Raw genomic sequence first — 13,233 nt, forward strand, 5'->3', positions numbered from 1 at the left:
CCTTGGTATATAGCTTGGTTCTCGCCGGTGATAGGGTATGGCAGCTAATCAGACTAGTCTTGGACAGTGAAGTTGGCAGCTAGTTGATCGGCGTAGCGCGCTAGTTCTTTTTCTACTGCATCAACAACATCAGAGGGGCTAATATTCCGCCCCAGCTGTTCTGAGATGGTGGTAACACCGGCATCGGTGATACCGCAGGGGATAAAAGCGCCAAAGGGATCAGTGGAGTTGTTGCAGTTCAGAGAAAAGCCGTGCATGGTTGTCTTCTTAGAGACGCGAATACCGATAGCAGCAATCTTCTTATCGGGCACTAAGGCGCCATCGCCCATGACCCATACCCCCGAGCGTCCTTCTACCCGCTGGCAGGTGATGCCCATATCTGTGAGGACGTTAATCAGTACCTCCTCTAAGAGGCGCACATATTTGACAACATCAAAGGGCTGGGGCAACTGTACGATGGGGTAGCCAACGAGCTGGCCAGGGCCGTGCCAGGTGAGCTTTCCTCCGCGGTCAATTTTTATTACCGGTACCTGGTTATCGGCGGGATATTCATGATCTTCGGTGCGCTTACCAGCGGTGATAACTTCTTGATGTTCTAGAAGTAAAACGGTGTTTTGACGGACGCTGGTGGCGACTTCTTCGTGGATAGTGCGCTGGTAGTCAAGCGCGGAGGTATATTCCACATAGTCGGGGGCAAGCCCAACACGTTCAAACAAAAGTGCCATACCTTCTAGAGTAGTCCTTTTAGCGGTGCGACAAAAATATTTGAGAAGGCTCAAGAGCACCGTGCCTCTTCTCTTACCTTATGACACTCTATGACGCTTTTATCCACAAGGGTTCTGTATGTATTTGACTAGGTGAAACATTCTGCCTGTGGAGAGCGGTGAGAAGGCAAGAACACACTGGTATATAGCTTAAGCATGAGCACCCCCACACAAGCACCCCAGACACCTCAACAGCCTGCCCCGACGGAACAAGAAATAGCGCACTCTTCTCTTCTCCCAGCAAACCTAGCCGATGTTACCCCGCGCTACCGCATCGAAAGCGGAGCCCACCACAGCACCTGGATCGTAGACTGCGGCTACCAAGGCGCTGCCCAACTCGAGGTGCAAGCTGGCCCCTACACTCTCACCCACATCACCGAACCTGCTGAGGAACACATCAAAGCAGCCGAACGGCTCTGCTCCATCAACCCCCACCCCGCAGTGCTACGCGTTGATGCGGTAACCTCATCAGCCAACTCCCACCACATCTGGTATGAACCCGCTGAAGCCGGTACTCTTGCAGACTACTGCCAGGCCAAAGGCAAACTGCCACTAGGGCAAGTAACAGCCATCGCACAAGGTCTCACGCAGGCCCTGAGCTACCTCCACGAGCAAGGCTTTGCCTACTCCACCCTCACAGCCAACCATTGCCTACTCACCGTGCGAGGCGAACTCAAACTTCTTGCCCCTGATCTTGATACCCGCACCCTGACACCAGCAGTACAAAAAAGCCGGCAGGCAGAGAATATTGCTGCTTGCGCTGTCCTGCTATGGTTTTGCCTGACCGGCCAAGAACCTAAGACTATGCGACTGAGAGCTCCACTGAACCTAGCCGTCCCCCAAGCAAGTGAAGCGCTAGCCCAGACTCTCGAAGATGCCATCGACTCTAGAGCCCAACAACCTCAGCTTGCAGACCTACTAGCTCCCATCGAACTAGTAGCAGACCCCGAGCCTCTAGAACTTCACCTCAGCGCCCACCCAAGCGTGCATTCCAGGCTCCCTGCCTACAGGCAACCTGAAACAAGAGAACCTCACCGGGCTATCAAACAGCGGTGGAAAACCTACGGGCAACTTCCAGATCTATCCCAAGGGAACACAAGACACACCCGCAAACAGATTCTCAAGAAAACAGAAAGCAAAAGCAGCTGGCAACTACCCCTAGGGAAGAATCTCCAAGGCAGGGGAGCCCTTGCCGGGGTAGCCGTCGTTGCTGCCCTAGCCCTGGGTGGGGCTGGGTATCATCTCTTCTCCCCAACATCTTCCTCTGAAGAAATGAAGTCAGAAGCCGAGACTACTTCATCACCTTCACCTCCTAGTGAACTAGCTGTGGAGCCTCAACTGGCCGGCCAGCCACAAGAAACCGAGGAACAACAGGTAAAGACCGCAGGACTAAGTGATGATGAAATAGCTCTAATCACTACAGGACTAGTGGCTACCCGCAGCACAGTCCTGGCTTCAGGGGAACACAGTCGCATTGGCGAATACGCACCTCCAACCTCACCACTGGCTAAATCCGATCAACAACTGCTAAGCCATGAAGGTGCAGCTAGATTAGCTGGCACAAGCACAGAACTGATTGCGGTGAATGAGGTTGTAACAACTGAAAACGGTTATACACTCCGGGCCATCGTGCAAGCTAACGGGTATAGCCCCACTGGTAGCGACCAAGAACTTGCTGCACAAGGGATTAGCTGGCAAGACGGTAAAGTGCTCCAACACGTTGAGCTGAGCATCCAAGACCAAGACGGAAGCTATCTACTAACTCAGGCCCGCCCACTGCCACTGACACCGTCCACCCTCTAGAGAACCTATCTACCTGTCTATATGCCAGGGGCGGTGCACCAAACCGGTGCACCGCCCCTGAGTATAAGAATCTACAGATTCTCGAAAATGAGCTTAAATCTGGGGGTACTGCATGAACACCGCGATAGCAATATTAATTAGTGCCAAACCGCCAACAGTATGGGCCAAAGCCACATTTCTGCCATTTTCAGGGGTGCCCAGTGCACAGGCGGCCTTGTACTTCTTCTGTCCCATAAAAGCAGCTACAGCAATGATGAGAGCAAGCACCATCTTGATACCAATCATCATGTGATTCAAGGTCATGTTCTGTGACATCTGAAGGAAATAGAGAGCAAAGCCTGTAATCACCTGTAAGAGGGCTGCATGGAACTGGCCGGGTAAGACGATGCCCTGCTTGAAGGTGCCCAGCCATAGGCCAAGAACCATTGCGGCACCCACGATATGCAGGAAAAGAAGAATTGAAAATGCGATAGACATGACCACAAGTCTACGTAATACTTAGTTGTTTAGCGACAGTTTGCCACTAAAAGATGTGTGGGCGTGACCACGCAAGAAACCATAGAAAAAGAATACTATCCCGCAAAGAACAGAAAGGTGCCCCGCTGGCAAAATTACCAGCGGGGCACCCAAGCACCTAGCTATCAGAGCTAAGAACTATGGCTTAGAGACCAACCTCAGCTTCGAAGGCTGCTTCTTCAAGACGCTGCTTGAGGAAGGCCAGGAAGCGGCCGGCGTCCGCACCGTCTACAACGCGGTGGTCGTAGGTCAGTGAGAAGTAAGCCATGGAACGAACAGCAATGACGTCGTTACCCTCGGCATCCTGAACGATAGCAGGACGCTTGTTGGTTGAACCGATACCCAGGATTGCAACGTTGGGCTGGTTGATGATCGGGGTAAAGAAGATACCGCCGTTCTGACCGGTGGAGGAGATGGTGAAGGTTGAACCTGACAGCTCCTCGGGGCCAACCTGGCCATCGCGGGCGCGCTTTGCAACATCGTTGATGTTCTTAGCCAGACCTGCGATGTCGAGGTCGCCAGCATTCTGAACAACAGGAACGAGCAGACCCTTGGGGGTGTCAACAGCCAGGCCGATGTTCTCGGTGCCGTGGTAGGTGATTTCCTTCAGGTCATCGCTCATGGATGAGTTGAACTGGGGGAACTCCTGCAGAGCTTCGGTAACTGCCTTGGTGAAGAAGGGTAGGAAGGTCAGCTTAGAGCCCTCACGGGACTCGAAACCAGCCTTAGCCTTGTTGCGCAGAGCAACCAGACGGGTCAGGTCAATTTCCTGAACGGTGGTCAGCTGGGCTGAAACAGCCAGTGACTCAACCATGCGCTTAGCAACGGTCTGGCGGATGCGAGGAGCCTTCTCTGTGGTGCCGCGCTTTGAGGACGCTGCAGACTTGGGGGCTGCCTTCTTGGCAGGAGCGGTGGTTGCGGGAGCTTCAGCAGCGGATTCTGACTTGACGTCGCCACCCTTCTTTGCCTCAGCAGCAGCCATGACATCCTGCTTGCGGATGCGGCCACCAACACCGGTGCCCTTAACAGTGGAGAGGTCAACGCCTTCCTGCTTGGCCAGCTTGCGGACCAGGGGAGTGACGTATGCTTCGCCGTTATCGCCAGAAGGCTGTTCAACAGCGGGTGCCTCGGAAGCTTCGTTGGTTGAAGAGACAGCAGGTGCTTCCTCCTTCTTCTCTTCAGTCTTAGGTGCTTCTTCCTTTGAAGAAGCTGCTGAAGCGTCACCAATGATAGCCAGAACCTGGCCAACCTCAGCGTCCTCATCTTCCTGGATGCGGATCTCGAGCAGGGTACCTGCTACGGGTGAGGGAACCTCGGTGTCAACCTTGTCGGTGGAAACCTCAACGAGGGGCTCGTCAACGGCGACCTCTTCGCCAACTTCCTTGAGCCAGCGGGTAATGGTACCTTCGGTGACAGACTCGCCCAGAGCGGGCAGGGTAACCTCGGTGCCAGAAGCTGAACCGGAGGATGCAGCAGGTGCTTCTTCCTTCTTCTCTTCAGCCTTGGGTGCTTCTTCAGCAGGTGCATCGTCAGATGAGCCTGCGCCGGAGCCATCACCAATGACCAGAAGGGGAGCGCCAACCTCGACGTCCTCGTCTTCTTCAACGAAAATCTTCTCAACAACACCGGCTACGGGTGAGGGAACCTCGGTGTCAACCTTGTCGGTGGAAACTTCAACGATGGGCTGGTCAACCTCAACGGTTTCGCCAACCTCAACGAGCCAGCGGGTAACGGTACCCTCGGTTACGGATTCGCCCAGTGCGGGCAGTTCTACGGTGGTGGACATGGTCCTTCGTGCTCTCCTTGTGAGTGGTTTAAAAATTATGAAAGGTAGGTGGGTGGGCTGCCGGTGGGCGAACCCACCACCTACCTGAGTCTCATTTAGCCGTGCAGCGGGGTGCCAGCCAGAGCCATTGCTGCTTCACCCAGTGATTCGTTCTGAGTGGGGTGAGCGTGGATGAACTGTGCAACGTCCTCGGGGAATGCTTCCCAGACAACCCACATCTGAGCCTCACCAATCTGCTCGCCCATGCGCTTACCAACGGCGTGAACACCGATGATGGGGCCGTTCTTCTCGCGAACAACCTTGACCAGACCGCCGGTGCCCAAGATGGAGGACTTACCGTTACCAGCCAGGTTGTATTCAGCAACCTGAACGTTTTCCTTACCGAACTTCTCTTCGGCCTTGGGCTGTGAGTAGCCGATAGAAGCAATCTCAGGCTCGCAGAAGGTAACCTTGGGGATGTTGATGTCTTCGACAATCTGGGGGTTCAGGCCAGCGATTTCTTCAGCAACGAAGCGACCCTGCTGGTAGCCACGGTGAGCAAGCTGAACGCCAGGGACGATATCGCCGATTGCGTAGATGTTGCCTACGCCGGTGTGCAGACGCTCGTTGGGGATAACGAAACCGCGGTCCATGGTGATGCCCTGCTCTTCGTAACCAAAGCCCTCAGTGTTGGGGCCACGGCCTACAGCGACAAGAACAATCTCGGCCTCGAACTCGGTGCCATCTTCAAGGGTGACCTTGGCGCCGTTAGCATCCTGCTCAACGGTCTTGAAGAACTTGCCCAGTGAAGACTTAATGCCGCGCTTCTTGAACTCGCGCTCAACAACCTTGATGATTGAGGGGTCTTCGTTGGGGACCAGGTGGGGCAGGCCTTCAATGATGGTGACCTCAACGCCCATGGAGTTCCACATGGAAGCGAACTCAGAACCGATTACGCCACCGCCAAGGACGATTGCGCTCTTGGGCAGGTAGTCCATCTGAAGTGCTTCGGTGGAGGTAAGAACGCGGTCGCGAATCTCGATACCGAAGGTCTTAGAGATTGAACCTGAAGCCAGGATAATGTGCTTACCCTTATACTCGGTGCCGTTGACGGTGATGGTGTCCTTGCCGGTGAGCTTACCTTCACCTTCAATGACGGTGACCTTCTTCATCTTGAGAAGACCGGACAGACCCTTGAACTTGCCGGCAACGATGCCGTCCTTGTAGTCACGGACCTTAGCCATGTCAATGGACTCAAGGGTGGTGTTGACACCGTACTGAGCTGAGTGCTGTGCTTCTGAGGCTAGCTCTGCTGCGTGCAGGTAAGCCTTGGTGGGGATACAACCGGTGTGAAGGCAAGTACCACCCAGTTTGCTCTTTTCGATGAGGCCTACGGTGAAGCCCAGCTGAATAGCTCGCAGAGCTGCTGAGTAGCCTGCGCTACCGCCACCGAGGATGAGGATATCGAATTCTGTTGTTGCCGAATCGGCCACGTTGACGCTCCCTTACATGGGTTGCGGAGGCCGAAGCCCCCATGTGTACTGTCACGTTCTAGCTTATCCCTTGAACACCTCCACCTGCCACTATTGACAGGTGTTTTATTGTTCTGGTGGGAATGATTACACCCTCTACCCCGCTAGAACCTAACTAAAAAGGGTGTAAACGTAAAAAGTTGCCTACGAAAGAGGAGAATTAGGCGTACGCTTCAATGAACTTAATCAAAGTAGCGATGGAGTGGCCGGTACCTTCCTTAGGGGTATAACCGTAAGGACTCTCCTCGTTGAAGGAAGGACCCGCAAAATCTAAGTGTGCCCAGGGAATCTTGGCGCCGTCCTTCTCGCCCACAAATTCTTCAAGAAACATGCCAGCTACCAGCATGCCTCCATACCGAGCACCAATATTTTGCATATCGGCAACGGAAGACTTGAGGCTCTTGCGCAGATGCTGGGGCATAGGCATAGGCCAGTAGTCCTCACCGGCCTCGGCTGCTGCATCAACAACCTGCTTGCGAACATCATCACGGCCCATCACCGCTGCGGTGCGGACGCCTAAAGCAACGAGCTGGGCACCGGTGAGGGTCGCGATATCCAGCAGAACATCGGGCTCAGCTTCAGAGGCCAGGGCTAGACCGTCGGCCATGACCAAACGGCCTTCAGCATCGGTATTCATGACCTCTACGGTGTGGCCGCTGCGCATAGTAAGCACATCTTCGGGGCGGATAGAATTGCCGCCGGGCATATTTTCAGCCAGGCAAAGATAGCCGTGGACGGCAACCGGCAGGTTAAGCTCAGACGCTGCAGCAACAACGTTGAGCACGGTTGCAGCCCCTGCCATATCAGATTTCATGGTGGTCATAGAGCCCGCAGGCTTCAAGGAGATACCACCAGTATCAAAAGTAATACCCTTGCCCACAATGGCAACGGTCTTCTCAGCATGATCGGGAGTGTATTTGACTTCAACAAGACGGGGCTTACGCTCTGAGCCCTGGCCAACGCCAGCGATACCGCCAAAGCCTTCTGCAACTAGCTCATCGTAGTCCCAGACCTTAGTCTCAACATGCTTCAGGCCATCGACCCGAGAAAGGGCGCGCTCAGCAAAAGTCTCAGGGTAGAGGTGGGAGGGGGGAGTATTGACCAGACGGCGGGTATGATCAACTGCTTCACCCAGAATCAAGGCCCGGGTGAGTACATTTTCAGCCTCTTCAACTGTCACATCAGTAACAATGAGAACCTCAGCAACCGGAGCTTTGACCGAATCAGAGGTCTTTGCTCGTAACTGAGCATCGGTGAAGGCGCCGTAGGTGGCACCTTCTGCTACGGCAGCTACCTCTTCAGCGGTCTCAGTGCCCAAGGCGAGGGCTACGATATCTACACCGGCAAGCTGACGGATAGCTGAACCTGCTGCATAGCGCAGGGCGGTGCGGTGAGCGGTGGCATCATCATTCTGTGTGCCCAGCCCGATAAGAGCAACCACATCCACACCAGCTTCATCAAAACCGGGAAGTCGAAGAAGTTCGTCCTGCTTGCCGCTAACCCCCAAATCTTCCAAAATAGCCTCTAGCCCCTCAGCCGTTTCGCTATCGAGGGGGTTAGGGGCAAGTGAGGGGCCTTCCTTACCGGAATACACGCCCAGCACCAGTACATCAGCCTCAAGAGCGTCAAGGTCGGGGGCGGTTACAGAGAATGATAGGTCGTGAGAATCGCTCACAGAAATCTCCCTTCACATCAGGAATAAATAGGGGCAGCTACGCTATAAGGCGACTGCAGTACCGTCTATAAGATTAGGCCTAAATACTGTGAGAATGTAACCTGCGCAACGCCCCTTACTGGTAAATCACCGTAGAGCGAACAGATAAGGCGAGAACTCTGCGTGGCTGTCAGCAATAATTCTGCATGTTCCCAGCCTTATACCTCAGTCATCAGACTACACACCGGCCATACCCTGGAGTACTATAGAGACTCACAGAAGACGGGAACTCAAAAAGGGGGCTAGAAAGATGATACACGAAGACCGGCTGTATATAGCCCAGGCCGGAGCGTTCGAAAATGACCGGTTACGAGGTCTACCCCTTGTCATTGCTCTCTCTCACCCCCAGGATGCAGGTGGTACCGCCGGGCACCTAGGTGAAGTACTTCTGCACGAACTTGATAACGTGCCCGTCATTGAATTTGATGCTGACCGCCTACACGACTACCGCTCACGAAAGCCCCGCATCACTTTCAAGAAAGACCACTACACCAACCCGGTGCTCCCCGAACTCAAACTCTATGCGGTAGAAGACCGCCTGGGTAAGCCTTTCTTGCTCCTTACTGGAGCAGAACCTGATTTGCTGTGGCAACGATTTACAGCTGATGTGGTTGATATCGCCCAGAAACTTGAAGTTTCTGTAGCCCTAACGGTTACAGGCTTCCCTATGCCTGTTCCGCATACCCGCCCTATCCCCGTAACCGCACACGGCTCACGAAAAGACCTAACCGTTGGCATCTCCCCTTTTCAACCTGAGGTCATGGTGCCAGGGTCCGTTTCAAGCCTGCTCGAAGTTCGCCTCACCGAGGCTGGGATTGGCACAGCTGGCTTCGCGGTGAATGTTCCACAATACCTTTCAGAGTCAGAACTTCCCCAGACTGCTCTCATCGCCATGGAGCACCTATCGCTAGCTGCTAAGTTGAGCCTTCCCTCAGATCGCTTGCGGGAACTATCTGAAAACGTCCAGCTACAAATTGATGAGCAAGCTAACGCCAACCCTGATATTCAAAGGATGATTCGGCGCCTAGAAGAATCATATGACGCAAACGCCGCCCAAGGATTTAGCAGCCTGCCCCTCTCACAACGAGCAGCAGGGCAGGTTCCTAGCCGGGACGAAATCGGTGATGAAGTCGAGGCTTTTTTGGCCCAGTTAGACTACCACGACCCAGATGCGGGTGAAGGCACCCCGGGCTAGGCCCCTCATCCTCCTAGGCCCCTCATCTTCCTCGGAAGTCTCAGAGCGTTTTCAGTTCAGAGCGTTTTCAGTAGTGCGCCTGGCTGTGGAAATCCTCATATATCTGTCACAGATAAGTCATAGATTCACCGACATATAGGTTCCTAGCCCATGGTCTACCACAAAAAACCTTGTGACTTGGGTAAATTCCCTATTCGCTGACTATGAAGATATCCACAAGGGGTAGCGAAATTCCCCTAAGGCTCTGACTTTCACCAGGCTAATAGGTATGACAGAGAATTACTCCGCCCCAGAAGAACCCACCGTTACCTACATCAGCTCCGAGCGCGACGTCCTTGCCCTAGCACTTCACCTTTTAGGGTATTGGCCTGAACAATCCATCCTGCTTCTAGCTCTCAGCGACGGAGGCGCTGGCCCCCTCATGCGAGTAGATATGCCGGATATTTCTGACGTAGCCCCGGACGACTTCCTTACATACCTCTTTGGCGCCTTCCCCACCCACAGCCCTAGCGGTGACCCTATCAACAGCGTCTTTCTGCTCCTCTTTGCCCCAGGTTCAACTTCGGGTACTGCAAATGCGGCAGTAGAAAGTCCTTTCATAGACACAGCGCAACAGTACGCCACGCTCGCCCCAGCTCATGCTCAACGCCATGGGCTAAACGTACTGGACGTACTTGCAATTGGGCAACAGGCCTACTGGGCAGTAAATCCCGCTGAAGGACAACTTGCTCCCGCAGGCTTTCTCGACGATGTGCTCACAAGCCCGCTCTACGCCGAACTGGTAACTCGCGGATCATGCGTTGCGAACGATTTCTTAGAAGCACAAAAACTCAAAAGATGGGATGCGCTACAAACCCAGAACCCCCAGGCACAAGAGAGCTGGCAGGTCTATGCTGAAGCTGCTAGCACCCTATACCAGCACAATAAAGAAGAAGAGAACCCTGATGAAGCGTTCCAAATTGCTGGCGAACTAGAGCTGTGGGAACAGGCGATAGATACAGTGACTTCCTTGCTAGATAATGCCCCGGGTATAGACCTAGATAACAGGGGAGTGCTAGCTGATTCCATACGCGCCACGGTGCTACCTGACTTAGCCGGTTTTCTCATCACTTCACTCAGTAGCCTCGCCACGCTGCAACTGGTAATTTTTCAGGCCTGCCGCAGTCTCAAAGACTCCGTAGCCGCCCTTGAAACCTTGGCCAAGAGCAGCGAAGAACTTGGAATAAATCATCAGCCGGAATCTAATAGGGTGCTGCCCCTGCCCTCCACGCTTCACCGGTATCAGCTCAATCACCTCAGCCAACCTGAATCTTATACACCGAACCCATCAAAAGACACAGGGGATAATCTCAGCGCACTCGCACAGACCCTTTTTGGGCTAGAAACTCTCCCACCATGCTGGAAACGTCTTGACGCTTTAGCCTGCCTGGCAGCCGTACTTGAAGGCTCTGCCACCGGGAAAGCAGAAGGGGCTCTTGTTGCTGCTCAAGCCTGGATGAGCTGGATGCGGGGAAACTCTACAGAAGCCTCCCATCTGCTCGAAACCATTGATAACACCTATATTGAAAATGATTCTCTACCCCTGCACTACCTCTTAACCATAAGTGCCTTCCCAGCCTGGCTTACCCTCCCTGGAGGGACTCCTGGAGGGAAGATGAGTAAGAATAGCGAATAAGAGGCCGTGCCTTCTTCGCTAGATAACCTAAAACATGTCATACTTGACTATTGACCCCGCTCAAAGTATCTCTCAGAAAATACAGTTCCGTATTCGGGAATAGCAACCCCTTCTAGGGTGTTGAGATAACCGATAGTTACCTAGAAACTGCATTTTGTGACCCAGGCACTTGACAGGGTCTTAGGTGTTTTGACCGCGAACACCGCCTCATACTCGCTACGGTCAACTAGCTCAGAAAGGTTTTCTGTGTCACCAGCCGCACGCAAGAAAGCAGCCAGCGAAACCGCTGCAACCAAAGCCACCGCTAAAAAAACCTCAACTCGCGCCAAAGCAAAAAAGGCTGATGAGGCAGCAGACGCCGTAGAAGCAGACGACGAAGAAAGCGCCGCACCTCAGCGAGCCCCCAAAAAGACCGCAGCTAAGAAAGCTGCCCCTAAAAAGGGCCGTAAAGCCAAGGACGAGGACGACGAATTCGCCGATAGCGACATCGACTTGAGCGGTGATGACCTCGATACCACCGACATCGAAGATGCCGATGAAGACGATGAAGATGACGAGACTAACTCCGTCACCAAAGAAGAAAAGAAAGAAGCTGAAGCTGTAGCAGCTAAGGGCTCAGGCTTTGTTCTCACTACCAACGATGAAGATGACGCCCCTGCCATCCGCGTTGTTACTCCCGGCGCCACAGCGGACCCCGTTAAGGACTACCTCAAGCAGATTGGTAAGGTCGCCCTCCTCAACGCTGAGCAGGAAGTTGATCTTGCTATGCGCATCGAGGCAGGTCTCTACGCCGAACACAAGCTCAAAGAAAACCCTGATATGGACCCGCAGCTCAAGAAAGAGCTACGTTGGGTTATTCACGACGGCCGCCGTGCCAAGAACCACCTGCTGGAGGCCAACCTACGACTGGTCGTCTCTCTTGCTAAGCGTTACACTGGCCGCGGCATGCTCTTCCTCGACCTGATTCAGGAAGGCAATCTGGGCTTGATTCGCGCTGTTGAGAAGTTCGACTACTCAAAGGGCTTTAAGTTCTCAACTTACGCAACCTGGTGGATTCGTCAGGCCATTACCCGCGCTATGGCAGACCAGGCTCGTACTATTCGTATTCCTGTGCACATGGTTGAAGTCATCAACAAGCTGGCACGTGTGCAGCGTCAGATGCTACAGGATCTAGGCCGCGAACCTACCCCTGAGGAGCTTGCTAAAGAACTTGATATGACCCCCGAAAAGGTCATTGAAGTTCAGAAATACGGCCGCGAACCGATTTCACTCCACACCCCTCTGGGTGAGGACGGCGACTCTGAGTTCGGTGACCTGATTGAGGACTCTGAAGCTGTGGTACCAGCAGACGCCGTCTCATTCACCCTACTCCAAGAACAACTCCACTCAGTTCTAGATACTCTCTCTGAACGTGAAGCTGGTGTTGTTGCCATGCGTTTTGGTATGACTGATGGTCAGCCTAAGACTCTCGATGAAATCGGCAAAGTCTACGGGGTTACCCGTGAGCGCATTCGCCAGATTGAATCAAAGACCATGTCTAAGCTCCGTCACCCTAGCCGCTCCCAGGTTCTTCGCGACTACCTAGACTAAACCGGCTTAGTGGAGACACAGTAAAAGGGTGGGGCCCTTGAGCAAGCTAGCTCAAGGGCCCCACCCTTTTCGCGATACATCTGAATCACACCATCATAAGTGCGCAGCGCTTGAGAAACCTGCCTTAAGCAATAGCTAGGGCCACAATTTTCCAGTTGCCTCGTTTGCGCTCTGCCCGAAGAGCTATAGCTCTCGTCCGAATCTCATCGGTCACCAGTAAACTCATCTCATAGGCTGTAGGGGCAGCTTTCTGAACGATGATACGACGCGGGCGAATCTGTGCTGAAGGCTTCTGAGGGTACATGGCTTGAGGGTAATGAAGCTGCCGGTAACGAATGGCAGCTTTAGCTTGTTCAAGCTGCTTCTCCAGAGTGCGGTAGCAGCCAATAGTCATCCACGGCGCCAGATGATGCTGAGGCCTGCGCCCCATAAAAACTTCAATGGCAGCGGTTCCGATGCGAACCCCAAGCTGCTCAACAGCCTGCTCCTCTTGATCGATAAATGAAAGACTTACTTCAGGCTCAGCGGGGTGACCCTTTTCAAAGAAAGGCGCATATTTCTCAGCGTATTCGGTAGCCTCTACGATGATGTATTTACGGTCGTCTCGTTCTGGGAAAGCGGTTTTCATTGGATGCTCCTTTGTAAAACCTAACGGGGTAAATGAATAGTTTGACCTGGA

10 protein-coding genes are annotated in these 13,233 nt (G+C 53.6%); 4 read left to right on the top strand and 6 right to left on the bottom strand.

Annotation, left to right across the window (positions count from 1 at the left end; translation table 11 throughout):
* Positions 1 to 53: 53 nt before the first annotated feature.
* Positions 54 to 779, bottom strand: a complete 726-nt coding sequence (gene lipB, locus ACED87_RS03270; protein WP_449082687.1) for a lipoyl(octanoyl) transferase LipB — start codon at positions 777 to 779, stop codon at positions 54 to 56.
* 141 nt (positions 780 to 920) lie between these two features.
* Here lipB and ACED87_RS03275 point away from each other — a divergent pair, with 141 nt between their 5' ends.
* The gene (locus ACED87_RS03275) at positions 921 to 2,567 is read left to right on the top strand and encodes a protein kinase (protein WP_449082689.1); all 1,647 of its coding nucleotides are present in this window, start codon (positions 921 to 923) and stop codon (positions 2,565 to 2,567) included.
* A gap of 93 nt (positions 2,568 to 2,660) precedes the next feature.
* Here ACED87_RS03275 and ACED87_RS03280 read toward each other — a convergent pair whose 3' ends face one another.
* The 4 genes from ACED87_RS03280 to ACED87_RS03295 form a co-directional block, all read right to left on the bottom strand.
* Positions 2,661 to 3,044, bottom strand: coding sequence for a hypothetical protein (locus ACED87_RS03280; protein ID WP_449082691.1), 384 nt, complete (start codon positions 3,042 to 3,044; stop codon positions 2,661 to 2,663).
* 184 nt (positions 3,045 to 3,228) lie between these two features.
* Positions 3,229 to 4,869 carry a 2-oxoglutarate dehydrogenase, E2 component, dihydrolipoamide succinyltransferase gene (gene sucB / locus ACED87_RS03285; protein ID WP_449082693.1) on the bottom strand — a complete coding sequence of 547 codons (1,641 nt, stop codon included), beginning with the start codon at positions 4,867 to 4,869 and terminating at the stop codon, positions 3,229 to 3,231.
* 95 nt (positions 4,870 to 4,964) lie between these two features.
* The gene (lpdA, locus tag ACED87_RS03290) at positions 4,965 to 6,341 is read right to left on the bottom strand and encodes a dihydrolipoyl dehydrogenase (protein WP_449082695.1); all 1,377 of its coding nucleotides are present in this window, start codon (positions 6,339 to 6,341) and stop codon (positions 4,965 to 4,967) included.
* Between the two features lie 199 nt (positions 6,342 to 6,540).
* A complete protein-coding gene (locus ACED87_RS03295) occupies positions 6,541 to 8,055 on the bottom strand; it encodes a leucyl aminopeptidase (protein WP_449082696.1) in 1,515 nt (504 codons plus the stop codon).
* Between the two features lie 289 nt (positions 8,056 to 8,344).
* On the opposite strand from ACED87_RS03295, the gene ACED87_RS03300 reads away from it, so the two are divergent.
* From ACED87_RS03300 to ACED87_RS03310, 3 genes are all read left to right on the top strand, one after another.
* Positions 8,345 to 9,289, top strand: a complete 945-nt coding sequence (locus ACED87_RS03300; RefSeq protein WP_449082698.1) for a proteasome assembly chaperone family protein — start codon at positions 8,345 to 8,347, stop codon at positions 9,287 to 9,289.
* 268 nt (positions 9,290 to 9,557) lie between these two features.
* Complete coding sequence (locus tag ACED87_RS03305) at positions 9,558 to 10,964, top strand: DUF4192 family protein (protein ID WP_449082700.1); 1,407 nt, start codon at positions 9,558 to 9,560, stop codon at positions 10,962 to 10,964.
* Positions 10,965 to 11,210: 246 nt separating this feature from the next.
* Positions 11,211 to 12,554, top strand: a complete 1,344-nt coding sequence (locus ACED87_RS03310) for an RNA polymerase sigma factor (protein WP_449082702.1) — start codon at positions 11,211 to 11,213, stop codon at positions 12,552 to 12,554.
* A 124-nt stretch (positions 12,555 to 12,678) separates the two neighbouring features.
* Here the strand turns inward: ACED87_RS03310 and ACED87_RS03315 are convergent, their stop codons facing one another.
* Positions 12,679 to 13,182, bottom strand: a complete 504-nt coding sequence (locus tag ACED87_RS03315; RefSeq protein WP_449082704.1) for an Rv3235 family protein — start codon at positions 13,180 to 13,182, stop codon at positions 12,679 to 12,681.
* Positions 13,183 to 13,233 lie beyond the last annotated feature (51 nt).

Source organism: Rothia sp. 32237D007AR (assembly GCF_053544675.1).